Origin of the sequence: Marinobacter santoriniensis NKSG1 (assembly GCF_000347775.1) — a bacterium.
In the GTDB taxonomy this organism is placed as follows: domain Bacteria; phylum Pseudomonadota; class Gammaproteobacteria; order Pseudomonadales; family Oleiphilaceae; genus Marinobacter; species Marinobacter santoriniensis.
This window is the reverse complement of the sequence record NZ_APAT01000013.1, coordinates 211651-237789: the sequence shown is the minus strand read 5'-3', so window position 1 is coordinate 237789 and position 26139 is coordinate 211651. Positions and strand designations below refer to the sequence as shown.

Here is a 26139-nt window from a genome sequence, read left to right as displayed (position 1 = left end):
TCTTTTGCTATGATACCGGCCCTCCATACACCGGGATAATGAACACTCCGATGCAACCAGCAATCAAAATGGCCCTGCGCATTGCGCGGCAGGGGTCCGATTATCTGAAAGCCCATTTCGAGCGTCAGGAATCCAGCGACAAGGACAGCAGCGAACGCAGCCGCCAGCTGGACCGGGTTGAGCAGTCCATTTATGACAACTTCAAAGAGCAACTTGAGAAGGCGTACAAGGACCACAGCATCGCCCCGCTCAACGAGGCAAGTGCCGGCGACAGCGACAAGAGCTGGCATATTTTTCCGGTCCTTGGACGGGAGAACTTTCTGCGAGGCATCCCGGAGTTTGCCCTGGCACTGTCTCAGAAGAAAAACAACCGGACCGAAAACCTGCTCCTGGTGAACCCGATCACCGGTGAAGAATATTCTGCCTCGCGGGGACACGGTGCAGCGCTGAACAGCCGCCGGGTAAGAACCTCCGAAACCCGCCAGATCGAGAAAGCTGCCATTGCCAGCAACCTTCTTGACCAGGCCAGAAAGAGCGAGCAGTCCCAACTGTGGGGCGAGATGGCCGCCGTGCTGGCACACGATTCAGCACTGTTCCGCACCAGCGGCTGCGTTGTGCTCGACATTGCCAGAGTGGCCTCCGGTCAGCTCGACACCGCGGTAATCTTCCGACCAGAGCCTGCCGAGCTGGATCTTGGCGTCACTCTGGCCATGGAGTCAGGTGCACTCACAGGCGACTTCTCCGGCAATCCATCCACCGGCACTGCGCGCCAGTTGGTGGTAGCCAATCCGAAGCTGTTCCGGGAAGTCCTCAAGACCCTTCACCCCTTCCGTGGTCGCCTGCCCCGCTGAGGCATTGCCTACAGCAAACAGGCATAAAAAAACCGCCAACTCATCGAGTGGCGGTTTTTTTGTTGGCCGGTCACATCACATGCGGTTCAACCATTCCGGCGGCTCTTCCTCTTCTTCTCCAGCAGCCCCTTCCTTCACCGGCAGGAGCATGTCTTCGCGGGAGACCCGGAAAACCATCAACAGGTTGGCGGCGACATAGATGGACGAATAGGTACCCACGACAATACCGATGATAAGCGCCAGCGCGAAGTTATTGATCGCCTCGCCACCGAACAGGTAGAGCGCAAACAGAACCATCAGGGTCGTTCCGGAGGTGTTGATTGTACGGCCAATGGTCTGATGAACCGAAACGTTGATGATGTCCCAGGCGGAGCCCACCCGCATTTTCCGGAAATTCTCACGGATGCGGTCCGCAACGATAATCGTGTCGTTCAGTGAATAACCGATAATCGCCAGCAGCGCGGCAAGTACCGTCAGATCAAACGTCCACTGGAACAATGCAAAAACGCCAAGCACGATGATGACGTCGTGAGCCAGCGGCAACACCGACGCAATACCGAACTTGAACTGGAAGCGCATACCCACATAGATCAGAACCACCGCAAGCGCGAGCAACAGACCAAGTCCACTATCTTCCTTGAGCTGCTCACCAACCTGGGAACCGATAAACTCCGAGCTGATCAGATCCAGCTTGTCGCCACCCGCCTTCAGGGCGTCGGTCACTCGCTCGGCGAGCTGATTATTGCCCGCCTCGGCAAGACGGATCAACACCGTGGTGTCCGAACCGAAGTTCTGCACCACGAAATTATCGAATCCGGACTTCTCCAGGGTTGCGCGAACCTCATCGAGAGACGGCGCCTGGGCATACTCCAGCTCCACCGAGGTGCCGCCGGTAAAGTCCATACCCAGATTCAGACCACGAACCGCCAGCAACGCGATAGAGATTACCAGCAGCGAAATGGAGAGAATGGAGGCCGCTTTCCGCAGCCCCATGAAATCAAATGGCTTCTTATCCTGATCAGACATTGGCCAGCTTCCCTCCGATTGAGAGTTTTTCGATTCTCCGGCCGCCGTATACGAGGTTTACGATTGCACGGCTGATCATCAGTCCGGAGAACATGGACGTAAGGATACCGATGCTCAGTGTCACGGCGAAGCCCTTGACCGGACCGGAGCCCATGGCAAACAGGATCACCGCGACCAGCAGGGTCGTTACGTTGGCGTCAAAGATCGAGACAAAGGCCCGGGAATAACCGGAATTAATGGCCAGCTGAGGCGGCGCACCGGCTTTTAGTTCTTCCCGTATTCGTTCGAATATCAATACGTTGGCGTCAACGGCCATACCCACGGTCAGAACAATACCGGCGATACCCGGCAGGGTCAGCGTGGCAGACAGAATCGACATACAGGCGATCAGCAGAACCAGGTTCAGAGTGAGCGCGACATTGGCGATCAAGCCGAACACCCGGTAGTAGGCTGCCATGTAGATCAGCACCAACAGGAAGCCCAGGCCCGCAGATGCGACACCGGCGTCAATGTTCTGCTGTCCCAGGCTAGGCCCAATGGTCCGTTCCTGGACGAAATACATCGGAGCGGCCAGAGCACCGGCACGCAGCAACAGGGCAAGCTCCGACGCTTCGGGAATGGAGTCGAGTCCGGTAATACGGAAGCTGCTGCCCAGAGCAGACTGAATGGTTGCGAGACTGATGATGCCTTTGTCCACAACACGCTTGTCGACGGTTTTCTGCTCACCATCAACCATTTTGGTTTCCGTCTCGGTCCGGTACTCGATAAAGAGCACCGCCATCCGGCGACCGACCGCATTGCGGGTTGCCCGATTCATCAGGTCACCACCCACGGAATCGAGGGTGATATTAACCTGCGGCTGACCGTTCTGATCGAACGCCTGCTGCGCGTTGGACACATTGTTACCGGTTACGATGACGTCCCGCTGGAGACGGGCCGTGCGCTGGGGATTATCCCGGAAACCGAATTCTTCGGTTTCCCCGGCAGGCGCATCCGGGCGCGCTTCAAGCCGGAACTCAAGATTGGCTGTTGCCCCGAGTACCCGTTTGGCCTGGGCAGTATCCTGGACACCAGGCAGCTCTACGATAATCCGGTCGGCGCCCTGGCGCTGAACCAGCGGCTCGGCGACACCCAGTTCGTTTACCCGATTACGGATGGTCGTCAGGTTCTGCTCCAGTGCGTAATCCCGGATGGACTTCACTTCCTTCTCTGTGAGCGCCAGGATCAACTGGTACTCGTCACCGTCCCGCTTCTGGTCCAGGAGAAACTGATTGTACTGACCCTTGATCAGATCGAACGCTTCGGCCCGCGACTGCTCATCCCGGAAACTGAGAACGATGTTCCGGTCCCCCTGGACGTCACCACCACGGTACCGGATCCGATCATCCCGCAACTGGCGCTTGATCTCGCCGGACAGCGCATCGAGCCGCTGACTCACTGCGGTATCCATATCGACCTCGAGCAGGAAATGCACCCCGCCCCGGAGGTCGAGCCCCAGCTTCATCGGACCGGCACCGAGGCTCCTCAGCCAATCCGGCGTGGAAGGGGCCATATTCAGTGCTACCAGATACTGATCGCCAAGCGCGCGCTGAACAGTCGGTCGCGCCTTGAGCTGTGCATCGGAACTGGTTTGACGGATCAGGGCATCCCGCTCCTGAAGTGTGCTGTCCTTGACCTCGATCCCTTCCGCCTTCAAGGCCTCAACGGCACGATCAAGCACCCCGGCGTTGACCTCGGTGCTGCTTCTGGCACCGGTGATCTGGATGGCGTAGTCATCGGGGAAGAGATTGGGCAGAGCGTAGATGATCCCGATCACGAGTGCGATCAGGATAACCAGGTTTTTCCAAAGCGGATACTTGTTCAGCATGGGTTCCCTTATAGCCGGCACAGAGGCCGGCCTTGGTTATCAGCCAGAAAGAATCAGACGGGCAGGCTCCGGGATCGGGTAAAACGCCCGGAATCAGATATCCTTCAATGTACCCTTGGGCAGGGCGGCGGCTACTGCAACTTTCTGAACCTTGATCTCGACGTTGTCGGCCACTTCCAGAACGATGAAATCATCGGCGACCTTGGTGATCTTGCCGACTACACCGCCAGAGGTAACGATCTCGTCGCCCTTATTGAGGCCGGACATCAGCGCTTTGTGCTCTTTGGCGCGCTTGGACTGGGGACGCCAGATCAGGAAGTAGAAAATGAGAATGAAGCCGGCGAAGAAAATCACCTGACCGATGACCCCCATGCCCCCCTGAGCACCCGCGCTCTGGGCAAAGGCCAGTGTCGGCGCCAGTCCCAGCAGTGCAGCGATAAGTACCTTCATTGATTTCATTAACTGTCTCCGTTGGTTTTTAAGTTTGTTCAGGCGGCCGGCATAGGCGGTACAGACTCGCCACGCAGGCCATAGAATTCGCTGATAAAGTCGGACAATGTACCTGCTTCAATGGCCCCACGCAATCCGGCCATCAGGTTCTGATAGAACCTGAGATTGTGAATCGTGTTGAGCTGTGCGCCGAGCATTTCTCCACATTTATCCAGATGATGCAGGTAACTTCTCGAAAAATTCTTGCACGTATAACAGTCGCATCGTGCGTCCAGCGGCGATGTATCGTGACGATGCCTTGCATTACGGATTTTTACGATTCCCTCGGATGTGAACAGATACCCGTTTCGGGCATTGCGTGTCGGCATCACGCAATCGAACATGTCCACGCCCCGCCGCACGGCTTCCACGACATCCTCCGGCCGCCCGACACCCATCAGGTACCGCGGCCGGTTTTCAGGCATTTTGGGCGGCAAATGATCGAGGATGCGTATCATGTCTTCCTTGGGCTCGCCGACAGACAGGCCCCCGATGGCATAACCGTCGAAGCCGATCTCGGTCAGGCCAGCCAGCGACCGGTCACGCAGCCCTTCGTACATCCCGCCCTGGACAATGCCGAACAGCGCCGCCGGATTACCCTCGTGGGCCTTCTTGCTGCGTTCAGCCCAACGCAGGGACAGCTCCATGGACTCCCGCGCCTGCTTTTCGGTCGCCGGGTACGGTGTACACTCGTCAAAGATCATGACGATATCCGAACCAAGGTCACGCTGTACACGGATCGCGATCTCCGGTGAAAGTTCCACTTTGGAGCCGTCAACCGGTGAACGGAAAGTCACGCCCTCTTCCGTGATCTTGCGCATCTCCCCGAGGCTGAATACCTGAAAGCCGCCGGAATCGGTCAGGATGGGGCCCTGCCACTGCGTAAAATCGTGCAGATCACCATGGGCTTTGACCACCTCGGTTCCCGGGCGCAGCATCAGGTGGAAGGTATTACCCAGAATAATCTCGGCGCCAATTTCATGGATGTCCCGCGGTAACATGCCCTTGACCGTTCCATAGGTACCAACGGGCATGAAGGCCGGTGTTTCAACCGTCCCACGCGGGAAGGTCAGTCGCCCCCGACGGGCACGACCATCCTCGGTGAGCTTTTCGAACGACATGAAGCAGGTTTCGGTCACTGGGGATCTCCGGACTCATCAGAATCGACACCGGCGGAGGTGTCTGAGGCGCCCAGAAGCATACCGCGACTGGGGTCCTGGGGGGTAATGAACATCGCATCGCCGTAACTGAAGAAGCGGTAACGCTCTTTGACCGCCTCCCGGTACGCGCCCATCACGTTATCGTAGCCGGCAAACGCAGTGACCAGCATGATCAGCGTGGATTCGGGCAGATGGAAATTGGTGATCAGGGCATCCACTGTCTGGAAACGATACCCGGGGTGAATAAAAATGTCGGTTTCACCGCGGAATGCGCAAACCCGACCACCGCGACTTGCCGACTCCAGGGAACGAACCGACGTAGTGCCTACCGCGATGACGCGCCCTCCCCGGCTCCGGGCCCGCTCGACCGCAGCAACCGTTTCCTCGGGCACATGGGCGACCTCGCTGTGCATCACGTGGTCCTCGATCCGATCGACCCGAACCGGCTGAAAGGTTCCCGCTCCGACGTGCAGGGTGACAAACGCAATCTCGACGCCTCGGTCGCGCAACCGGTCCATCAGTGCCTCGTCAAAATGTAACCCGGCCGTGGGCGCGGCGACGGCGCCTGCTTCCCGGGCATAGACCGTCTGGTAGCGCTCACGGTCAGACGATTCATCCGGGCGGTCAACGTACGGGGGCAGAGGCATGTGCCCGATGCGTTCCAGCAATTCCAGCACTGGCTCCGCCTCGGGTGCTGCCAGCCGGAACAACGCGTCCTGGCGTTCAACCATGGTCAGCCGTGTGCCATCCTCAAGAATCAGCACCTGCCCGGCCTTGGGTGACTTGGACGCACGCACGTGAGCCAGGAATTCGTGCTCGCCGGTGAGTCGTTCCACCAGGATTTCCACCTGTCCGCCGGTCTCCTTTCGGGCGAACAGACGAGCCGGGATCACCCGCGTGTTGTTGAAGACCAGGAGGTCGCCGTCCTGAACAAGGTCGGGGAGATCGGTGAAATGACGATGATGGATTTGACCGGTCAGTCCGTCCAGATCGAGCAGCCGGGAAGCACTGCGTTCTTTGAGCGGGTACCGGGCAATGAGTTCGTCCGGGAGATCAAAGTAAAAGTCAGAGACATTCATGGATGGACTGGTTTTGCAACTGCAGGAAAGAAGGTGGTAGCGGCGGGCGGACTCGAACCGCCACGGGTTTTACCCCAACGGATTTTGAATCCGTCGTGTCTACCAATTTCACCACGCCGCCATCGGAGAGTGTGGGCGATTATACTGACGTCGTTCGCGAAAGCAATAACTTATGCGGGCATTGGGGCCCGCATCGATCAACCTTTAAAGTCGGTCAAACAGTGACAGCCGCGAGACCTGTGCAAACGACTGTTGAGCCGCCTGGAGCACGAAACTCTGGAAGCTCAGATTGCTGATGGCCTCGGCATAATCAACATCTTCAAGCTGGGACCGGATATCCTTGGAGTAAACGGCCGAATCCTCAAGAAACCCTTTGGTGGATTCCACCGCATTCATCCGGCCACCCAGCTCGGTTTGCTTGAGTGTCACACTCTCCTGGGCGTTATCGAGATTGACCAGCGATTCAGCTATGAGGGAATCGTAGGCCGCCTGCCCTTTCGGGGTCGTCTTATCAATGGATTCCAGCCCCGAGATAAGGTTCTCAATGGAGCCAAAGACCGACTGTTTGTCATTGATCCCAATCGTGAAGGTGTCCCCCGCAACCGCATCATTGACGGTCATCGCGACGCCCGCCACCTCGAAAGCTTGACCGACTGTCGGTGCCGGACTCGGGGTAAGATCCTTCGGACTGCCGTTAACCTGGCCAGTTATCTGCAACTGGCCACCAGCGCCAACGGTCACCGTCAGATCATCGGGAACATTGCCCGGAGCCGGCGTTGAGAACGCAGTCCGGAGTGCCTGCTCATCATTTACCGACAGGTCCGAAATGTAGCCGTCTGCCGAGGTCGCAGACTTGACGGTTGCTGCGCGGGGCACATCCACAAAAATCCCTTTCCCCGGATCGCTGATAGGAACCGTAACACCATCATCGATCTCAAGTACCCGCTGGCCCTCGTCGCCGTTATAGCTCCAGGTGCCATCCGCCTCTTTCACAAACGCCGGCTGGTGCCCCTGAAAGCCACTGAAAATGTACTCTCCGGACGCGTCCTGGGTGTTGGTGATATCCGCCAGTTGATCCACCCGCTCCCGCAGTTCGGCAGAAATGGACTGTCGATCATTAACCGAAAGAGCGCCATTGCCCGCCTGCACCGTCAGCTCTCGAATCCGTTGAATAATATCGACGGAGCTGCTCAGCGCACTCTCTTCCTGTTGCAAACGGTTGTCAGCCAGATCCGCATTTCGCTGGTAGGTTTCAATGCGCTTGACCTCCTGATCCAGCTTCAGGATTCGTGCGGCCGCTACGGGATCATCCGAAGGCTGATTGACCTTCTTGCCAGTTGAGATCTGTTGCTGAGTTTTATTCAGCGTCGTATTCAGATCCTGGAGGCGGTTGATGCCGCCGGAAAACACCTGTTGTGATGAGATCCGATTCATACGTCGTCACCTCGCACCCTGAGCGGTGCCATTAGCGGAAACTTTGTAGCAATGTGTTGAACAAATCCTGCCCCACCGAGATTACCTTGGCAGAGGCGTTGTAGGCCGCCTGGTACTGAATCAGCTTGCCGGCTTCTTCGTCGAGGTTGACGCCCGACATCGATTCCCGCTGATTCGTTGACTGCTCCAGAAGGGTTTTCCCGGCTTCCAGGTCCAGCTGACTCTGCCTGGTCTTGACACCGACATCCTCGACGAGGCCTGCATAGCCCTCGGCAAAGCTCTGGCTGGCACCGTTCATGGTATTGGCGGTACCAAGTGCCGCCAGGAACTGGGCATTCCGGTTATCGGAAACCCCGCCGGCGTTGAAATCGATTGTGAAGGTATCGCCGGATTCCGGCTGGCCGGAAATTTCGAACTGATACCCCTGGTAGGCATCTCCGGCTCCGGGATTTTCACTGAAGATCTTGTTGGACTGGCCTGCAACGTAGTTCGTGGGTCCCACGATTTGAGTGCCGCTGTTGTCGTATACACTGAACGTCATGGATCCGGAACTGTTGTCAAAGCGCACTTCGAGCGGGCCATTGGCCAGATCCTGCTGCTGGGTAAAACCAGGAAGCAGACTGTTTGTCAGCGGGTTGCGGACATTGAGCATAGTGCCCTGACTGATGATGCCAGTGCCCTTGTTGTTGTCTGCCACTTCCAGAGGGTTAGCAGTGACAACCTGCCCCGTCAGGGCCTTTATCGGGCTTGCCAGTGCCAAATCTTCTTCCCGGCGGATCTCAAGCCCCATATTGGCGGCTGCGTTACGGCTGGGCTGGATCAGAAACTTGTCGCCGGCATTGATATCACCGCCCTCATACCGGATGTTGAACCCCGGCATGTTGATCTCGGCCAGCGGCGTCGCCGGCAGCCGGCCCTGGTTTACGATTTCGCCGGTCTCATCATCAATCAGTTCATAGCTGCCATTGGTTCCGAACTGCAGCGTCCAGGTTCCGCCCTCCAGTGCCCCGGCGTCGGTAATTTCAACCGCCAGCTGGGTATTCTGGGGAGACTGGTTATTGGCGTTGGCAACGACCCGGCTGGTCTGCGCCGCCATAGTGTTGATGTCCTTGAAGAACAGCCCCCCGAGGTCGCCTTCCAGGTCCATACCGATTTCATGCTGGTGATTGATGGCAGAGGACAGAGCCAACGCCACCCGACCGAGGTCTTCAAACGCCGACTGCAAACCTTCTTTCTCGAATCGACGCAACCCGCCCAGTTTGCCTCCGGTGATCTGGTCATCCACGACGAGGGTGCGATCGCCGGCCCTGAGCGTAAACTCAAGGCGTGTCGGATCCTCCGCATTCTCACGGGTACCGAAAGTGGCCGCATTGCTGCCCACCACCAGCGCGAGGCCATTGGACAGGGACACGTTGACCTGACTGCCTTCGGTTTCGGTGACTTTGACGCTGACCAGTTCCGATAACTGACGAAGCTTCTCATCCCGCTGGTCCAGCAGATCGTTAGGCATCTTGCCTTGGGCAAGGCCCGGCGACTCCGAAATCGCGAGGTTCAGATCCGCAATGCTCTTGAGCAGACTGTTCGCATCCTTGGCACCCTGCTGCATCTGGGTCTTTACCGATTCGCGTTGCTGAATGAGCTCCTCATTGAGCCCCTGGAACCGGTTGACGACCTGCTGTCCCTCGCTGATCACCATATGGCGCTGAGGCAAAGACGTCGGGTCCTCCGCGGCATTCTGCAGGGCCGCGAAGAAATTGTTCAGCGCGTTGCTGAGCCCGGTAGAATCGCCTCCGAGCAGGTTGTCGAGCCGAGTCAGTTCCGAGTTGAGAGCCTCCTGCTCGCCCGACAGCGATGAATCTTCCCGGATCTGCTGGGTCAGATACTCATCTGCCAGCCTCCGGACATCTGCCACGTTAACGCCGCTGCCAATACTGCCTGCACCGGTGCGTTGTGCCGGCTGGGTTTCAAACAGCACTTCCTGCCGGCTGTAGCCCGGCGTATTGGCATTGGTAATGTTGTTACCGGTGGTATTCAGCGCGGTCTGGTGACCGAGAATCCCGGTGAGACCGATATTGATCAGGCCTGCCATAACCGTTACTCCTCAAATCCGTCGTCAGTCCGGGCGCTGTTACCCATGGCGGCGGTCATCAGGCCATCACGGCCCATAATGTTATGAATCTTGTTGCCGTATTCCGGATCGGTTGCGTAACCGGCCTGCTGCAAGCGGTGTGCGAATTCCCTGGGCTGATCCGCGACCGCCAGTACATCCCGGTAGCGGGGATTGGATTTCAGGAAATCGACGTAATCCCGGAAACTGTCTTCATACCCGTCGTAAGCCCGGAAATCCGCCTTTTCCTTCATCGGCAGGCCGCCGCGATACTCGGTCGTGGTGATTCTGACGGAGTCACCCTGCCAGCGCTGATCCGCCTTGATACCGAAGAGGTTAAAACTCGGCTGATCGCCATCGCCCTTGATCATATGGCGGCCCCATCCGGTCTCAAGGGCTGCCTGGGCCACCATCAGGCGCGGATCAATGCCACTGTCGCCTGCCGCCCTCTGAGCGATCGGCAACAGGGTTTTCACAAAGGATTCCGGTGAATCGAAGGTCTCCGGAAGCGAGTCACGGCCTGCTGCCTCTACCGAGGACGCATCGGAAGCGGTTGCTTCTTCTGCCGCCATCTTGTCGACCTTTGCGACCTGCTCTGGCAACTTCCGGGACAACACCGGCAGACTGCGGTCGTAGTCCGCCAGCGAAGTCTTGTGGCCCGGCAAGGTCTGGCCGTCTGCACTCATGCCCGGTATCTGACGGCTCAACTGCGACACCAGCGCATCCGCCAGTCCGGTTCCCTGGTTGCCCGCCATGGTCAAACTCAACTGGCTGTCGAACATGTCCCGATAGAACTTGGATTGCTGGCTGTTCAGGTAATTGCCCTCGGAAAACGCTTCTCCGGCCTTGCGCATCGACTTGAGCATTTCCGAAAGGAAAAGACTTTCGAACTGCTTGGCGACCTGTACAAGGGCGGCCTTCTTGTCGGTATGGGATTCGGTTTTCAGGGCATTCAATCCCTTGAAATCCGTGTAAACCTGAGCCTGCTGAAGCTGATAGTCCTGCATGGCGCCCCCTAGATCACAATCAGCTCAGCGCGAAGTGCACCGGCCTGCTTGAGAGCCTCCAGGATCGCCATGACGTCCCCGGGGGCAGCGCCAACCTGATTGACCGCCTGGACCACTTCGTTCAGCGTCACTGCAGGACCAAACTTGAACATGTGGGCCGGCTCCTGGGTCACTGCAATCTGGGTATCCTGCTGCACGGCTGTCTGGCCCCCCGACAGCGGATTCGGCTGACTGACGTTCGGGTTTTCCTGGATCGTGACTGTCAGGCTACCGTGGGTCACCGCCGCCGGGCTGACCTGAACGTTCTGGCCGACCACAATGGTGCCGGTGCGACTGTTGATCACCACTTTCGCGGCCTCTTCTGCCGGGTCGACTTCAATGTTTTCCAGGATCGACAGGAAGCTCACACGCTGTGATGGATCCCGCGGAGCCCTTACTGAAACCGACGTCGCGTCATGGGCATAGGCCATATCGGGCCCGAGTTTGCCATTGATGGCCTCAACCACCCGCCGCGCGGTGGTGAAATCCGGCTGCATCAGGTTGAAAGTGATCGTATCGCCGGAATTGAACGGTGATGCGATTTCGCGCTCAATGGTCGCACCGTTCGGGATACGCCCGACGCTGGGAATATTGACGGTGATCCGCGAACCGTCCTTGCCTTCTGCTCCAAAACCTCCAACCACCAGGCTGCCCTGGGCCATTGCATAGATCTGGCCGTCCGCGCCCTTCAAGGGTGTCATCAGGAGTGTTCCACCACGCAGGCTTTTCGCGTTACCGATGGAGTTCACGGTAATGTCGATTTCCTGACCGCGCTTGGCAAAAGGCGGCAAGGTAGCACTGATGGTGACCGCAGCAACGTTGTCCGCGCTCGGGTTCACGCCATCCGGCAAGGTGATGCCGAACTGGTTCATCATGTTCCGGAAGGTCTGATTGGTGAACGGAGCCGAATCCCCGGTTCCATCCAGACCAACCACCAGGCCATAGCCAACGAGCTGGTTATTCCGCACACCCTTGATGCGCGCCAGGTCCTTGAGACGATCGGCCATTACCGGAGCCGCCACCAGGCAACCCAGTACCACAATCAACGTCAGGTTACGCAGATACCTCATAGTGGCCACCACTCGCCGTTGAAGAATCGGGCCAGCCAGCCCATGCGATTGGACTGATCGAGGTCACCCGTACCGCCGTAAGCAATCCGCGCATCGGCAATCCGGTTGGATGCCACCGTGTTGTTCGGCTGGATATCCTGGGGACGAACCAGTCCGGTCAGCCGGATGTACTCCTTCCCGTTGGTGAGCGAGAGCCACTTCTCCCCCCGCACCTTCAGGATGCCGTTGGGGAGTACTTCGGTGACGGTAACCGTGATGTTGCCAGCGAGGCTGTTGCTCTGATCGGCCGAAGCCTGGCCCTGGAAATCCCGCTTATTGTTCAGGTCGGTATTTATGCCGAAATTGCTTTTTCCAAGAATGGTCGGATTCGGCAGCGTGATCTTGTTGTCCTTCTTGATGCTGGTGTCCGAGGCCTTGCTCGCCTGGGTGGACTCCCTCAAGGTCACCGTCAGCACGTCCCCGACATTCAGAGCGGTGGTATCGCCGTAGAAATTGTAGTTCCGGGACGTCTGGAAGATGGCACCGGAGTTTGGATCCCGTTGCATCATTGCCTGGGGCTGCACCGGTGCATAAGCCGGATCATCCGGTTTTGCCCGCTCCCGGCTCACCGCCGCACACCCCTGTAGCGTGACCAGCAGCGCAACCAGACAACTGGTGGCCAGGGAGTCTTTTCTGAAAAAGGTCATGGTGCTTTTCATCGCAATACCGTCCCGACGACCGGTTTACCCGTTCGTCCTGTCTTACCCAATGTTATTGGTAATGAACTGGAGCATCTGATCCGTGGTCGAGACCACCTTCGAATTCATTTCGTAGGCGCGCTGGGTCGTGATCATGTTGACCAGCTCTTCAACCACTTCAACGTTGGAAGATTCGATCTGTCCCTGTTCAATGGTGCCCAGTCCGGCCAGTCCGGCTTCGCCCTCGTTGGGGTCGCCACTGGCAGTCGTCGCCTTGTAGAGGTTGTTGCCCACCGCCTGCAGACCCTGAGGGTTAACGAAATCCACGAGGGTAATCTGGCCCAGGTTGATCGGTGCAGTCTGGTCATCCACCACCGCCGACACGGTTCCGTCCTTGCCGATGGTGACGTTGGTGGCGTTGTCGGGCACATTGATATTGGGCACCAGTGGGAAGCCGTCCGGAGTCACCACATCGCCATTCGAGTTCAACTGGAACTCGCCATCGCGGGTATAGGCGATCTGGCCATCCGGCGTTTCGACCTGGAGGAACCCGCGGCCATTGATCGCCATATCCAGCGGCTGATCAGTCACCTGGAGGTTGCCCTGGGAGAACTGTTTGGTTGTACCCACCACCCGCACACCGGTACCGAGCTGAAGGCCGGAGGGCAGTTCGGAGTTCTGTGTGTTCAGACCACCGGGCTGACGCTTGATCTGGTAAAGCAGATCCTGAAACTGAGCCCGATCCCGCTTGAACGCCGTGGTATTGACGTTCGCCAGGTTGTTCGAAATGGTGGACATTTTGATGTCCTGGGCACTTAACCCGGTTTTACTGACCCAAAGTGCTGGATGCATCGTCTTCTCCTCGCCGGGACCCTGAGGAGCGGCCATATTTTGCCGCTTACCGGGCCCCCGCTGTGTTTAATCGTTCACTGTCAGAGGTTCTGCAACAGGCGTGCCGTCGCCTCGGAATTGTTCTGCGCCGTTCTCATCACCTTCACCTGCATTTCGTATTGCCGGGAGAGCTGCAGGTTGTCGATCATTTCCTCGACTGCATTCACGTTGGAGCTTTCAAGAAAACCAGAGGCGACGCGAAGTGCGCCATCTGCAGGCTCAGGGCCGCCCAGTGCCTGATCCGGCTTGCGACGCATAAATCCGTCCTCGCCCTTCTCCAACGCGTCTTTGGGTGGATTGACCAGCTTCAGACGATCGATCTGCACCACCTGCCCCGGATCGCCCCCGGCAGGCACGATGGAAATGGTGCCGTCATCACCGATGTCGATTTTGTCGTAGGGAGGAAGAGCGACAGGCCCACCGTTACCAAGGACCATTTCACCGCTGGGCAACCGCAGCAGACCGTTCACATCCACCTGCAGACTGCCGGTGCGGGTGAACACCTCCTGCCCCTGCTGATTCTGAATGGACAGCCAGCCATCACCCTTCACGGCAACGTCCAGCTTGCGCCCTGTCTGCATCAGCGAACCAGCCGAAAGATCGGTGCCCGGACGCTCGGTCATTGCATAGGCGCGAGTGGGAAAGTGCTCGCCGAAAACCGGCATACTCCGGGCCTGGGCAAAATCCCGTTTGAACCCGGTGGTATTGACGTTAGCGAGGTTGTTGGCGTGGGCACGCTGGGAAAGCATGTTCTGCTTGGCACCCGACATGCCGATATATAACGCTTTGTCCATGGGCAAACTCCTGCCGGAATTTTGACTGTTTCCAGTATTCCTGCAGGAGTCATGCCATGTTGGTTATGTTACTGATTAGCGGAGGTTGATGATGGTCTGGGTGACCGCATCGGAGGTTTCGATGGTCTTGGCATTGGCCTGATAGTTCCGCTGGGCAATGATCAGGTTCACCAGTTCCGCCGAGAGATCGACGTTGGATTCCTCCACCGAACTCGCCTTGATGGAACCCAGCGTTCCGGTATCGGCTGCGCCAATAATTGGCTGGCCGGATTCGAACGTTTCCACCCAGGTGGTATCTCCCACCGGGGACAACCCATCCGTGTTATTGAAAGCAGCCAGGGCAACCTGTCCCAGAGACTGGGACTGGCCGTTGGTATAACGGGCGAAGATCACCCCCTGATCCGACACGTCGAGCCCGGACAGACGGCCAGTGGTGTAGCCGTTCTGCTGCTGGTCGTTCACCCCGAACGCCGCGCCATACTGCGTGGTATTACCGAGATCCACTACAAAGGCTGAGCTGGTCGGCGGTTCCGGAATGGGGCTGACCACGCTGGTGGGATCGGCAGGAGGGCCGTCTGCACCGTTCGGCGCGCCCGTGGCGTCCTTGGGAATCCAGTCGGTAACGATGATCTCGCCGTTGGGATCGCCATTGATCGACTCAAGCTGTCCATCCTGATCAAACAGCGCGGTGTATGGCTGGGTATCGGTCCCGGCTACCAGCTCGCCGTCGATCTGCATATAGATGGACCACTGGCTCTGTCCAACGCCGTTGCCCGGTGACGGGTCCTTGACATAGAACTGGGTCAGTTCGTGGGAGTTGCCCAGGCTGTCGTAGATAGTGGTCGATGTGGCGTGATTGTAGGTCCGCTGGTCAAGCGGATTGAATTCGTTGGTGATGCGAATGGGCGACGCCGTGTAGGCATCGGCAAAGTTAGTAGTACCAGAAATCGGAGTCACACCCGCGATGGAGCGGTCCGTGGTGACATTGACATCACCCTGAAGGGTCGCCGTGGTCGGAGTTCCGCTGCCATTGTCAAATGAGTAAGTCAGGTCCTCACCGCGACTTTGAATAACTCTGAGTTGAGGACCTGATCCTTCGTCGACCACGGATGCGGAGATGGTCGTCTCGCTGGAATTATTGATGGCGTTAGCCAGGGTTTCCAGAGAATTTACCTTCGCCGGGCTGGTATCCAATGCCAGCGGCGCACCACCGATATTCAGAGAAAAGGTGAAGTTACCGGCGGCCTGCGCGTTCTGGATATAGGTATCGTTCAGGGTCGTCGGCAAAAGCGCGGTGGTAGACGCAGAAGCACTGACACCCGCCGCGCCGTCAATCAGCCCGGCGGCTTCCCGGGCATCCGCGCCGGCAGGAATCGCTACCTGATAGTCGGCGGAGCCATCGGTGTACTGGAAAGAAAAGGTCTCCCCCTGGATCGCCGAAACGTTTACGGGACCAATGTCACGTACTCGCTGTTCCAGGACCGACTCCCGTGAATCGAGATTCACGTCGGTCTGAAGATTCGTGGTGCGCCGGGGCGCCAGGTTAGCAGTTTCAATCTGCAGATCGCCCCGAATACCGCTGAGGTTGCCGTCCTCATCCGCCGTGTACCCCTGAACCTTCATGTTCTGGTTATTGACGACATAACCTTCCTTGTCGATGCTGAACTGGCCCGCACGTGAGTACCGCACTTCCCCGTTGTTATTGAGGATAAAGAACCCGTCACCACTGATGGCCATGTCCAGGCCATTGTCGGTAAAGCTGATGTTGCCCTGGCCGAACTTCTGCTGAACGTCCTGTACCCGGACGCCATCGCCAATCGGGTTGGTACCACCGCTCAGAAAGCCGCTGGCGTAAAGATCGCCAAACTGAACCCGACTTCCCTTGAAGCCCACGGTGCTCGCATTGGCAATGTTGTTGCCGGTCACATCCAGGTCTACCGATGCTGCCCTAAGGCCACTCAATCCCGTATTAAATGCCATAAATCACCTCTTGGTCTGACACCGGTATCAGTTGATTTCTTTTACATCCGACAGGGCAATGGAGCCCATGCCGGCCAGATTCAGGGTGATGGAGCCGTTCTGGCCCAGCGAAACGCTGTCCACGTTCGCACTCACCATCGTATTAAGCTGTTGCGCGCCGCCCGGGTAGGAGCCCTCGGCAACAAACTGGTAGCGCCCTGGCGGCAAGGCATTGCCGTTACCGTCTTTGCCGTCCCAACTAAAGGAGGTCACACCGGCCGGGCTGTTACCCAGATCGATTTGCCGCACCAACTCACCATTCGCATTCTGGACCGACAGCCGCAGGCCACCGGTAGAGGCCGGCACTTCGATAGCACCGGTGACCTGGCCATCAGCGCCCAACATGCCAACGCCAGAGGGCGCCAGCACACTCTTGCCAACCATGGCCGAGGCCTGAAGCGCCTGGGTCGAACGGAATTGGCCGACCACGTCATCCACCGTGCCGGAAAGATTCTGCATCTCCTGCAGCGAGCTGAACTGGGCCAGCTGGGAGATAAACTCTCCATTATCCTGGGGCTCGAGGGGATTCTGGTTTTTCAACTGCGCCAGCATGAGATCCATGAACTCATTCTGGCCCAGTTCATTGCTGCCTTGTGCGGAGCCCTGCTGCTTGGCCTGGTATTGGGCAAGCACATCAGAAACCCCGTTTGCATTGATGGCACTCATGATTATGCTCCTCGCCCGTTACTGCTGACCCAGCGTCAGAATGCGCTGCATCATGGTTTTGGCGGTGTTCATTACATCCACATTCATCTGGAAACTGCGGGACGACGACATCATGTCCGCCATCTCTTCCACCACATTGACGTTGGGGTAGAAAACGTAACCGTCCTCGTTTGCCGCCGGGTGATCGGGCTCATAGCGCATCTGGAGTTCTGCGTCGCTCTCCACGATGCCGGCGACCCGGACGCCCGCCCCGGCCTCCTCACTATCACCCGCCATATAGCCCTGCTGATCCGGATTCAACATCGACTGCTGGATCGCGGCAAAGACCGGCTTGCGGGCCCGGTAGGTTTCACCGGTGCTGGAACTCGCGGTTTCCGCGTTGGCGATGTTAGAGGCCGTTGTGTTCAACCGCAGTGACTGGGCCGTCATGCCGGAACCGGCGATATCAAAAATGCTACCCAAAGACATAAGGATCTCCTTGAACCGTAAAACTGCGGCTTATTCGCCTCTCAACGCCTTGGTCAGGCCGGAAAATTTGCTACTCAGAAACTGGAAGCTGGCCTGGAAGTCCATGGCGTTTCGCATGTAACGGGCCTGCTCCTGCTGGGCATCCACCGTGTTGCCGTCCACGGACGGCTGATACGGCACGCGGTACTTCAGGTCGTCAGCCCCATCCCCGGAACCTCCGCCGATATGGGCACTGTTGGTCCGCTCAAGGGCCAGGCCCGACATGGAGTCCTTCGCCTGCTGCATCATCGACTGGAAGTCCACATCCCGGGCCTTGAAGCCCGGTGTATCGGCATTGGCCAGGTTATTGGCAAGTACTTCTGCCCGCTTTACCCGCGCCTGAAGGGCCTGCTCGTGGATACCCAGCGCCTTGTCGAATGAGATTGCCATACCGCCTCCAAAACCTGTCACAACCGGCCAAACTGTTGCCGGCATTGCGTTCTGACGGTACTGAAGCAAGGGGGATGCCAGAATTGAAAAAGGAGGGGAAATCGAATGGGAAGGCCCAAAAACGAAGGGTTCCTGGCGTCAGTCAGAAAATCGGCGGTATCAACAGCCGGAAAAAAGCGGCAAACCCTTTCCTCCGGCCGGTTACACGAGGAAGCCGGCCGTTTTCACTGGCCGCCGGGCCAACGCTTCACAAAATCCGCTACGGCCGGGCGGGGAACAGCGGGTTTCTCCACCGCAATGGTCCCGGTATAGAGAAAGCCGATGATGGACTCACCCTCCCCCAGTCCAAGCCCCTCTTGTACCACCGGGTTGTAGGCAACCGATCCGGTCCGCCACATAACTCCGAAGCCGGCATCCTGGAGGGCCAGTTCCAGAAAGCTCATCCCTGCAGCGGCAGACATGATCTGCTCGACCTCCGGTACTTTCGGGTGTGCCGATGGTGAGGCAATTCCGACGATCACCATCGGCGCCCTCAGCGGAGCACGTCGAAGCTTCTCGATGGCGGCATCATCGGCATCGTCCGGACAGGTTGAGGCAAACAACTCACCCAGCGCTTCCCGCCCCTTCCCTTCGATCACCAGATAACGCCAGGGCCTCAGCAGCGCGTGATCCGGCGCCCTGGCCGCGCACGAAAAGGCCTTTTCAAGAACGTCCGGGGACGGAGCGGGCGCCTTCAGGCGCGGCTCGGAGGAACGGTTCAGCAGGAATTGGCTTACTGACGTCATAATGCCTCTTGGTCTGAGCGATCGAAGGTGGATGATGCAGGCAAATCGTGATCAAGTTTGTTAATTGTGGGTTATACGTAATACTGTTAACCTTTAGTCGTATGTCTGGCCTGACCAACAATCAAAACAATGTGGCAGTACCATGAGTGACAATCAGACGTTTCGCAACTTCTCTGAATTCTATCCCTACTACCTGGAAGAACACAGCGATGTTACCTGTCGGCGACTTCATTTCGCCGGAAGCCTGCTGGTTCTGATCGTTGCCCTGTACGCACTGATATCCGGCAAGCTCCTCTGGCTTCTGGCCTTGCCTGTCATTGGTTATGGCTTTGCCTGGGTCGGACACTTCAAATTCGAAAAGAACCGCCCGGCAACGTTCCGCTTTCCTCTGTACAGTCTGATGGGAGACTGGGTGATGTTCCGGGACATGCTGATTGGCCGGATTCGCTTCTGAAATGATGAGTGCCCACGTGGATCTCCGCAACGCCAGCAGCGCCACCAAGGCGCTGTCGTCGGATCAGGCAACGGGCTCCGTTGCCATTCCGCCGATGCCCGACTACAACGGTCGGGTCATGGCGTATACCGTCACCGCAGCGATCATTGTTGTCGGCGTGTTGCAACAGGCGTTTGCCCACTGGCTGCTGTGGCTGGTCGCCGGGGCGGTCGTCTGGCCGCACATCGTCTACGTCGTTACCCGGAAGACCTTCCTGAGCCGATCACCCCGCATCCGGCAAAAAATGCTGCTGGTCGATTGCGTGATCGGCGGTGCCTTTGTTGGCTGTACCGGACTGGTGGCGATCCCCTCCGCGTCGGTCGCGCTGATGCTGATGTTCAGTTGTCTGATTGTCGGCGGCATCCGCCAATGGCTGATTGGCAGTTGCTTCATGGCGATTTCGGTTCTGGTGGCGCTGGCCTTCGTCGGCCCTGCGGCGTCGTTCCAGTCTCCCCTGCTGACCAGCCTGTGCGCCATCGTCTCCACCGGTCTCTATATCTGCATGACCGCCTACTACTCCCACCAGCAGGCCCGGGCGCTGATGCTCGCCAAAACCCAGATCCAGAACCAGCGGGAACAGTCCATTGCACTGTCTCACAAACTGTCCAAGTATCTGTCGCCGCAGGTATGGCAGTCGATTTTTACCGGTGAACGGGATGTACGCCTGGAAACCCAGCGCAAAAAGCTCGCGGTGTTTTTCTCCGACATCAAGGGCTTTACGGAACTGTCTGAAGAGATGGAGCCCGAGGCCCTGACCGAACTGCTGAACCACTACTTCAACGAGATGTCCGAAGTGGCCCTGAAGTACGGTGGCACCATCGACAAGTTCGTGGGTGACTCGATCATGGTGTTCTTCGGCGATCCCACCAGCCGCGGCCAGCGTGAGGATGCCTTTGCCTGTGTTTCCATGGCCATCGAAATGCGCAAGCACATGAAGATCATGCGCCAGAAGTGGCGAAGCCAGGGCATCAAGACGCCCCTGGAAATCCGTATGGGCATCAGCACCGGCTACACCACAGTGGGTAACTTCGGCGCCGAGAACCGGATGGACTACACCATCATCGGCAAGGAAGTGAACCTCGCCAGTCGCCTAGAGTCCCTGGCCCAGCCAGGCGAAATCCTGATTTCCTATGAAACCTTCTCGCTGATCAAGGACCGGATCATGTGCCGGGACAAGGGAGAGATCACCGTGAAAGGTTTCGGCAAGCCGGTTCCCATCTACGAAGTGGTCGACTTCCGTCGTGACATGGGCCCGAACCGCAGCTTCCTTGAGCATGAACACAGCGGATTCGCCATGTATCTCGATTCTGACAAGGTCACCGAACGGGAACGCCAGGTCATCCTGCAGGCATTGGAAGACGCCGCAGAGCGACTGCGTACCGGGGAAGACGTTCCGGAATCCGAAACCGGCAAGCTCGGCTAGGGACTACTGCCGAACCAGCCGAGGGCCCGGATCGCCTTCGGGTGCCGTACTTCTCCACGGATTGATATCCAGGCCGCCCCGCCGCGTGTATCGGGCACAGACCTCCAGCGAATCCGGAGCGCAATGCGCCATCAGATCCGTGAACACCGTTTCGACACAGTGCTCATGGAAATCCTGCTTGTTGCGGAAACTCACGACGTAACGCAGAAGCCCTGCCCGATCAATCGGTTTGCCGGTGTAGCGGATCAGCAGGGTCCCCCAGTCCGGCTGGCCGGTGACCGGGCAGTTACTCTTCAGCAGATGGGAACACAGCGACTCCGTGACGACAGCCTCGTCCCGAACGGCCAGTGACGCGACATCGTATTCGTAAACGACGCCGTCAACCGGCTCATCGTCAATCAGCTCATAGCCGGCCGGACGCCCCCGGGTCACAACATCCTCATCAACGGAGTGCAGCTGCACCCTGACTGCCGCACCACAGGCACTCGACAGATCATTGATGATGGTTTCGCCAGCCTGTTGCCAGGAAGAAAACGTGTGCTGATTGAGCGAGTTCAGATACAGCTTGAGGGATTTCGACTCGATCAGGAATGGCGATGCACCGGGAACATGAATCTCGGCCCAGGCGACCACAGGAACCCCTCCGGGCTTCAGCCAGGAAAGCTCCCAGGCCTGCCAGAGATCCTCTCCAAACCAGGGCCAGCGGCCGTCGTCCAGCCCGATACGACGACGATTTTCCTCCCGGGGTACCGGAAACAGAATATCCGGATCGTATCGATCCGGATATTCACTGGATTTGCCCAGTGGGGCGGTGTGCAGAGCCATATCGGTTCCTGAAACTCAGTGACGGATACCCTTGCCGCGCTGGAGCATTTGAAGGGCAACCAGCGACAGCAGGACGATAAACACCAGTATCATACCAAGGGATACGAACGGATTGACGTCCGATACACCGAGTATGCCGTAACGGAACCCGTTCACCATGTACAGGATCGGGTTCGCCATGGACACGCCCTGCCAGAAATCCGGCAGCAATCCGATGCTGTAAAACACGCCGCCGAGATAAGTCAGCGGCGTCAGCACAAACGTCGGAACAATAGAGATATCGTCAAACTTGGTTGCCAGCATCGCATTGATAAAGCCACCCACCGAGAACAGCGCCGACGTCAGGAAAACCGTAATCACGACCATCGGCAGGTTATGGATGGTCAGATGGGTGAAAGCCAGCGACACCAGCGTGACAATCAGTCCGATGCCCAGACCCCGCGCCATGCCTCCGGTGACATAGCCTGCCAGGATGACCCAGTTGGGCACGGGAGACACAAGCAGTTCCTCAATGCTGCGCTGGAACTTCATTGAGAAGAACGAGGACACCACGTTGGAATAGGAGTTGGTGATCACCGCCATCATGATCAGCCCGGGAACGATAAACTGCATGTAGGTAAAGCCACCCATCTGGCCGATCCGGGAGCCGATCAGGTTACCGAAGATGATGAAATACAACGTCATGGTGACGGCCGGTGGCAACAACGTCTGGGGCCAGATCCGGGTAAAACGGCGAATCTCGCGAATGACGATGGTGTAGAACGCCACCCACAGCGCTTCGATTCTCATGCCGCGCCCTCCAGATCTTTCGCAGAGTCCGAGGCGTTTTCCTCCACCAGGCGAAGGAACAACTCTTCCAGGCGGTTCGCCTTGGTTCGCATACTGACCACCTTGATGCCCAGGGCGTCCAGCTGGGCAAAGACCGCGTTCAGTCCCTGCCCTTTTTCAACATCCACTTCCAGCGCACCCTCGTTGTTGATCCGGCAACTGACACCCTCAAGAGTCGGCGCGCCCTCAAGCTCCTGCTCGGTATCCAGAATGAAGGTCTCCACGCTCAGTTGCTGGAGCAGGTCCCGTTTGCTGGTGTGTTTGACGATCCGGCCGCGGTCAATGATCGCAATGTTCCGACACAGGGCCTCTGCCTCTTCCAGGTAATGGGTCGTGAGAATGATGGTGGTGCCCTCACGATTGATCTGCTCAAGGAAGGCCCACATGGACCGGCGCAATTCGATGTCCACACCGGCCGTCGGTTCATCCAGGATCAGGAGCTTTGGTTCGTGCACCAGTGCCCGCGCAATCATCAGGCGACGCTTCATCCCCCCGGACAACATCCTCGCTGGCGTGTTCCGCTTGTCCCAGAGGCCCAGCTGCTTCAGGTATTTCTCGGCCGATTGTGCCGCACGCCCCAGCGGAATGCCGTAATACCCGGCCTGGGTCGTCACAATGTCGAACACCTTCTCGAACTGGTTGAAATTGAATTCCTGGGGCACCACACCGAGGTTCAGCTTGGCCTGAACGAGGTGGGTATCGATATCGTGTCCGAACACCCGGACCTTGCCGGACGTCTTGTTCACAAGCGAAGACACGATGCCCAGCGTCGTTGATTTTCCGGCGCCATTAGGCCCGAGAAGGGCAAAGAAATCTCCTTGCCTGACGTGGAGATCAATTCCCTTCAGCGCCTGGAACCCGTCCCCGTATTGTTTGGTCAGGCCTTCGATTTCCAGTGCATTGGTCATAAATGATTCCGCATTGAGTAACTTTTGACGGCGACCCTGTCGGCCGCTGGCAGTAAAACGTAGATTGCTATTCTTTGTGGCAAAGTCCGGGAATTCAAGGGGCTGGCTTTCCAGCATTCCGAAGGCCCAAACTGCGACGGGAATCCCGATATCGGCCGATACCGCCCCCTATAATGCGGTTACAACTTATTACAAAGCGTCGCGCAGTTGTCTCTGCCGGCCGAACAACAAGGGATGTACGCCGAAGAATGAAATCCGTTCACCGACTTTCTCCCCTGGCCCTCCTGTTCAGCTCCGTTTTTCTGTCCGGCTGCCTGGGAGGTGGCGGTGGCAGCGACAACGACCCCAGCATCGGCCGCCTGAATTATAACGGCTTCAATGGACTGAGCTATCAGACTGCCAGCCAGTCCGGAACCACCGATGCCGAGGGGCGCTTCCGTTACTACCCGGGGGAAACCCTGTCATTCAAGGTGGGCAATCTCCCGCTGGTGCAGGATGTGCCCGCCAAGCCCTACATCTCCCCACTGGAATTCTTCGCCGACGTCCGGACCGCGCTGCAAACGCCTATCGTGGACGACCAGAACCTCCGCTCCCATCAGCTTACCGAGGAGCAACTGCTCTATAACGTACCGCTGATGAACCTGACTCGCTTTCTCATGTCCCTGGACTGGACCCAGGGGGTTCGGGAAGGAGAAGGCATCGATATCCGGCAACGAGTGATTGACCAGCTCAACGCCGCGCTGCCCGATATCACCGGAACCATCGATTTCAATGCGACCGAACAGGAATTTACAGCTCTCGGGGCTACCCCCTCCCCGGCCAACCAGCTGCTGGCAAAGATCTGCTTTTATCCGGAAGACGACGAATTATGCGACGAGCCGCCCACCCAGGCGGAAATCGACGCCGCCCCGGTCAGACCTGAAAACGAAGCCGACTGGGATCCTGATGTGGAATACCAACAGGATCTGCGCGCCAAGCGTGACCGCATACTCGAATCCATTCGCACGCTGGATGAGATTGACAATGAAGACGCCCGGACCTATCTGTCCCGGGAGCTGGACGCCATTACCACCGCCTTCGGCAACCAGTATTACCTCGAAAACCACGTGGCCGAATACCCGGCATCGGATACCGGGATAAAGTCGGTAAAGATCGAGAAAATCGGAGGGGATACCGCACTGACAGACATCGAGGCCATCAGTACACGGCCCACGGACGTCACCATCCATTCCTGGAGTTGGCAAACCGCCGATGTCGATTTTTTCGTCAGTGGAGATACCGGAGGGGAATCTGAACTGCTGATCAATTTCCGGCCCCAGGGCACCTACCGCTGGATCCGGAAATCGCTCAGGGTGCTTATCCGCTGATCAATCGCCCGAGTCCCCAGCGGGATTCGGCGCCGGTCACATCATACCGGGCAGGGTCCAGGCCATCGGTTCCGTGCGGCAGGCATTCACGGACGGCAAGGGCCTCCTCCGCCGCACGGTCTTCGTTGAATTTCGCCAGGTCGATGATACGGGCGGATTTCAGCGGCATCTGCTGCTGGTCCGTCATCACCATGACCTTGGGCCACAACCTCCGGCCTGGCGTATGCGACACCACGATCCCTCGCTGGCCATCACTCAGTTCGACAAGGCTTCCAGTCGGGTAGATACCGATCGCCTGAATGAAGTGCTCAACAAGGTCCTCCTGAAACTCGATGTTGCGCATCTCATAGAGAAGGCTTACCGCTTTTGCCGGGGTCATGGGCTCGGCACCGCCGCCCCGCGGCCCTATCAGGGACTCGAAGAATTCCGCAATCCCGGCAACTTTCGCCAACAGCGGAATCCGGTCACCGCGGATGCCCTGGGGGAAACCGGAACCGTTATGACGCTCCCGATGACCCTGCACGACGCTCAGAACGGCGCGCGACAGACCGCTGTCCTCCAGCAGTGCCACGCCTTTCTGCACATAGCTCTTGTACAACGCATGCTCATCGGCACTGAACTGCCCTTCCTTATCGAGCAGCGACCGGGGCAACGCCATTTTGCCCACCTGGGACATCAGGCATCCCAGGCCAAGGTGGTTCAGGAGTCCTTCGTTCAGGCCGAGTTCCCGGCCACAGACAAGAGCCCATACAGAAGAATTCAGGCCGTGACGATAAATGTAATCGTCATAGGAACGTACCCGACTCAGCCAGAGCAGCGCATCCGGCTGCCGGATCACGCTGCTGACCATCTTTCGGGTGATATCCGCCAGCGGGCGCAAATCCGGAACCGATCCGGACTGGAGCGTCTTGAACAGGCGATCGAGTGTGACTTCGGCATCGTCGAGCAGCCGTTTGGAAACCTTCATTTCCTTTTTCAGCGTAGAAACCGTTTCGTATTCGACCGGTTCCCGAATCGCCAGCGGGGGCAATTTCAGCTCTTCGCGACCGCGCCGACTCCGCTTCGCGGCGCGACCGAAAACCGAGGACTGCTCGGAAGATTCTGTGGTTTTCAGGTCACGGACTTCAGCAACATCGATCATGACCCACTTGCAGTGAGAGACCAACGCACGAATGTCGTCCTGCGAACGGATGTGAAAACCCTGGATGGGGAATGGAGTCTGGTGCCAGGGCCGGTCCAGGTCGGACACGAACATACCCACTTCCAGGTCGTGCACTGCTACTTTTTTCTGTTGGACGCCCACGAGCCACCCCGTACTGCAAGAATTTTCGATGTTTTACATTTTGACGGGATGACGGGAAGAGTCCATTACATTTTCGTATCGCAATGCAACCGTTCAGCAACATGACGTAACGAGAATGTTCACCGGGAAACAGA

25 protein-coding genes and 1 tRNA gene are annotated in these 26139 nt (G+C 57.9%); 4 read left to right on the top strand and 22 right to left on the bottom strand.

All coding sequences use genetic code 11. From position 1 onward, the window contains the following. Positions 1-50: 50 nt before the first annotated feature. Positions 51-851 (top strand): inositol monophosphatase family protein, encoded by an 801-nt coding sequence (locus tag MSNKSG1_RS04960; protein WP_040886653.1) that lies wholly within the window; start codon positions 51-53, stop codon positions 849-851. 75 nt (positions 852-926) lie between these two features. Here MSNKSG1_RS04960 and secF read toward each other — a convergent pair whose 3' ends face one another. The 18 genes from secF to MSNKSG1_RS04870 all read right to left on the bottom strand — a co-directional run bounded on the left by secF (position 927) and on the right by MSNKSG1_RS04870 (position 18858). Then, complete coding sequence (gene secF / locus MSNKSG1_RS04955) at positions 927-1877, bottom strand: protein translocase subunit SecF (protein ID WP_008938147.1); 951 nt, start codon at positions 1875-1877, stop codon at positions 927-929. Then, positions 1870-3744: a protein translocase subunit SecD gene (secD, locus tag MSNKSG1_RS04950; protein ID WP_008938146.1), complete on the bottom strand. Its 1875-nt coding sequence runs from the start codon at positions 3742-3744 to the stop codon at positions 1870-1872. Before secD ends, secF begins: the two co-directional genes overlap by 8 nt. 93 nt (positions 3745-3837) lie before the next feature. Further along, on the bottom strand, positions 3838-4203 hold the full coding sequence (gene yajC, locus MSNKSG1_RS04945; protein ID WP_008938145.1) for a preprotein translocase subunit YajC: 366 nt from the start codon (positions 4201-4203) through the stop codon (positions 3838-3840). Between the two features lie 29 nt (positions 4204-4232). Beyond that, the gene (gene tgt, locus MSNKSG1_RS04940) at positions 4233-5354 is read right to left on the bottom strand and encodes a tRNA guanosine(34) transglycosylase Tgt (protein ID WP_008938144.1); all 1122 of its coding nucleotides are present in this window, start codon (positions 5352-5354) and stop codon (positions 4233-4235) included. A 14-nt stretch (positions 5355-5368) separates the two neighbouring features. Next, on the bottom strand, positions 5369-6472 hold the full coding sequence (gene queA, locus MSNKSG1_RS04935; protein WP_008938143.1) for a tRNA preQ1(34) S-adenosylmethionine ribosyltransferase-isomerase QueA: 1104 nt from the start codon (positions 6470-6472) through the stop codon (positions 5369-5371). A gap of 34 nt (positions 6473-6506) precedes the next feature. Continuing rightward, positions 6507-6593, bottom strand: a tRNA-Leu gene (locus MSNKSG1_RS04930). 83 nt (positions 6594-6676) lie between these two features. Continuing rightward, entirely contained in the window at positions 6677-7906 is a 1230-nt protein-coding gene (flgL, locus tag MSNKSG1_RS04925; RefSeq protein WP_008938142.1) for a flagellar hook-associated protein FlgL, read from the bottom strand. 31 nt (positions 7907-7937) lie between these two features. Then, the gene (flgK, locus tag MSNKSG1_RS04920) at positions 7938-9995 is read right to left on the bottom strand and encodes a flagellar hook-associated protein FlgK (protein ID WP_008938141.1); all 2058 of its coding nucleotides are present in this window, start codon (positions 9993-9995) and stop codon (positions 7938-7940) included. A 5-nt stretch (positions 9996-10000) separates the two neighbouring features. Continuing rightward, on the bottom strand, positions 10001-11020 hold the full coding sequence (flgJ, locus tag MSNKSG1_RS04915; RefSeq protein ID WP_008938140.1) for a flagellar assembly peptidoglycan hydrolase FlgJ: 1020 nt from the start codon (positions 11018-11020) through the stop codon (positions 10001-10003). 8 nt (positions 11021-11028) lie between these two features. Beyond that, complete coding sequence (locus MSNKSG1_RS04910) at positions 11029-12129, bottom strand: flagellar basal body P-ring protein FlgI (protein ID WP_008938139.1); 1101 nt, start codon at positions 12127-12129, stop codon at positions 11029-11031. Then, a complete protein-coding gene (gene flgH / locus MSNKSG1_RS04905; protein WP_227497953.1) occupies positions 12126-12815 on the bottom strand; it encodes a flagellar basal body L-ring protein FlgH in 690 nt (229 codons plus the stop codon). Before flgH ends, MSNKSG1_RS04910 begins: the two co-directional genes overlap by 4 nt. 54 nt (positions 12816-12869) lie before the next feature. Next, complete coding sequence (flgG, locus tag MSNKSG1_RS04900; protein ID WP_008938137.1) at positions 12870-13658, bottom strand: flagellar basal-body rod protein FlgG; 789 nt, start codon at positions 13656-13658, stop codon at positions 12870-12872. 80 nt (positions 13659-13738) lie between these two features. Further along, positions 13739-14491 carry a flagellar basal body rod protein FlgF gene (locus MSNKSG1_RS04895; protein WP_008938136.1) on the bottom strand — a complete coding sequence of 251 codons (753 nt, stop codon included), beginning with the start codon at positions 14489-14491 and terminating at the stop codon, positions 13739-13741. 75 nt (positions 14492-14566) lie between these two features. Continuing rightward, positions 14567-16471, bottom strand: a complete 1905-nt coding sequence (locus MSNKSG1_RS04890) for a flagellar hook protein FlgE (RefSeq protein WP_008938135.1) — start codon at positions 16469-16471, stop codon at positions 14567-14569. A gap of 27 nt (positions 16472-16498) precedes the next feature. Beyond that, complete coding sequence (locus MSNKSG1_RS04885) at positions 16499-17176, bottom strand: flagellar hook assembly protein FlgD (RefSeq protein ID WP_008938134.1); 678 nt, start codon at positions 17174-17176, stop codon at positions 16499-16501. 18 nt (positions 17177-17194) lie between these two features. Next, complete coding sequence (gene flgC, locus MSNKSG1_RS04880) at positions 17195-17644, bottom strand: flagellar basal body rod protein FlgC (RefSeq protein WP_008938133.1); 450 nt, start codon at positions 17642-17644, stop codon at positions 17195-17197. A gap of 30 nt (positions 17645-17674) precedes the next feature. After that, positions 17675-18073 carry a flagellar basal body rod protein FlgB gene (gene flgB / locus MSNKSG1_RS04875; RefSeq protein ID WP_008938132.1) on the bottom strand — a complete coding sequence of 133 codons (399 nt, stop codon included), beginning with the start codon at positions 18071-18073 and terminating at the stop codon, positions 17675-17677. A gap of 224 nt (positions 18074-18297) precedes the next feature. Next, positions 18298-18858, bottom strand: a complete 561-nt coding sequence (locus MSNKSG1_RS04870; protein ID WP_008938131.1) for a nitroreductase family protein — start codon at positions 18856-18858, stop codon at positions 18298-18300. A gap of 142 nt (positions 18859-19000) precedes the next feature. Here MSNKSG1_RS04870 and MSNKSG1_RS04865 point away from each other — a divergent pair, with 142 nt between their 5' ends. After that, entirely contained in the window at positions 19001-19312 is a 312-nt protein-coding gene (locus MSNKSG1_RS04865) for an Mpo1-like protein (RefSeq protein WP_008938130.1), read from the top strand. Between the two features lies 1 nt (position 19313). After that, positions 19314-20774, top strand: coding sequence for an adenylate/guanylate cyclase domain-containing protein (locus tag MSNKSG1_RS04860; protein WP_008938129.1), 1461 nt, complete (start codon positions 19314-19316; stop codon positions 20772-20774). Between the two features lie 3 nt (positions 20775-20777). On the opposite strand, the gene queF is transcribed toward MSNKSG1_RS04860, so the two are convergent. The 3 genes from queF to MSNKSG1_RS04845 are packed head-to-tail and all read right to left on the bottom strand — an operon-like array spanning position 20778 to position 23335. Beyond that, the gene (gene queF, locus MSNKSG1_RS04855; protein WP_008938128.1) at positions 20778-21599 is read right to left on the bottom strand and encodes an NADPH-dependent 7-cyano-7-deazaguanine reductase QueF; all 822 of its coding nucleotides are present in this window, start codon (positions 21597-21599) and stop codon (positions 20778-20780) included. Between the two features lie 15 nt (positions 21600-21614). After that, entirely contained in the window at positions 21615-22388 is a 774-nt protein-coding gene (locus MSNKSG1_RS04850) for an ABC transporter permease (protein WP_008938127.1), read from the bottom strand. Further along, entirely contained in the window at positions 22385-23335 is a 951-nt protein-coding gene (locus MSNKSG1_RS04845; RefSeq protein ID WP_008938126.1) for an ABC transporter ATP-binding protein, read from the bottom strand. The genes MSNKSG1_RS04850 and MSNKSG1_RS04845 overlap by 4 nt, the downstream gene beginning before the upstream one ends. Positions 23336-23583: 248 nt before the next feature. On the opposite strand from MSNKSG1_RS04845, the gene MSNKSG1_RS04840 reads away from it, so the two are divergent. Continuing rightward, entirely contained in the window at positions 23584-24702 is a 1119-nt protein-coding gene (locus MSNKSG1_RS04840) for a hypothetical protein (RefSeq protein WP_008938125.1), read from the top strand. On the opposite strand, the gene MSNKSG1_RS04835 is transcribed toward MSNKSG1_RS04840, so the two are convergent. Next, positions 24692-26005, bottom strand: coding sequence for an HD-GYP domain-containing protein (locus MSNKSG1_RS04835; RefSeq protein WP_040886652.1), 1314 nt, complete (start codon positions 26003-26005; stop codon positions 24692-24694). The two genes, MSNKSG1_RS04840 and MSNKSG1_RS04835, sit on opposite strands and share 11 nt — an antisense overlap. Between the last annotated feature and the right edge of the window lie 134 nt (positions 26006-26139).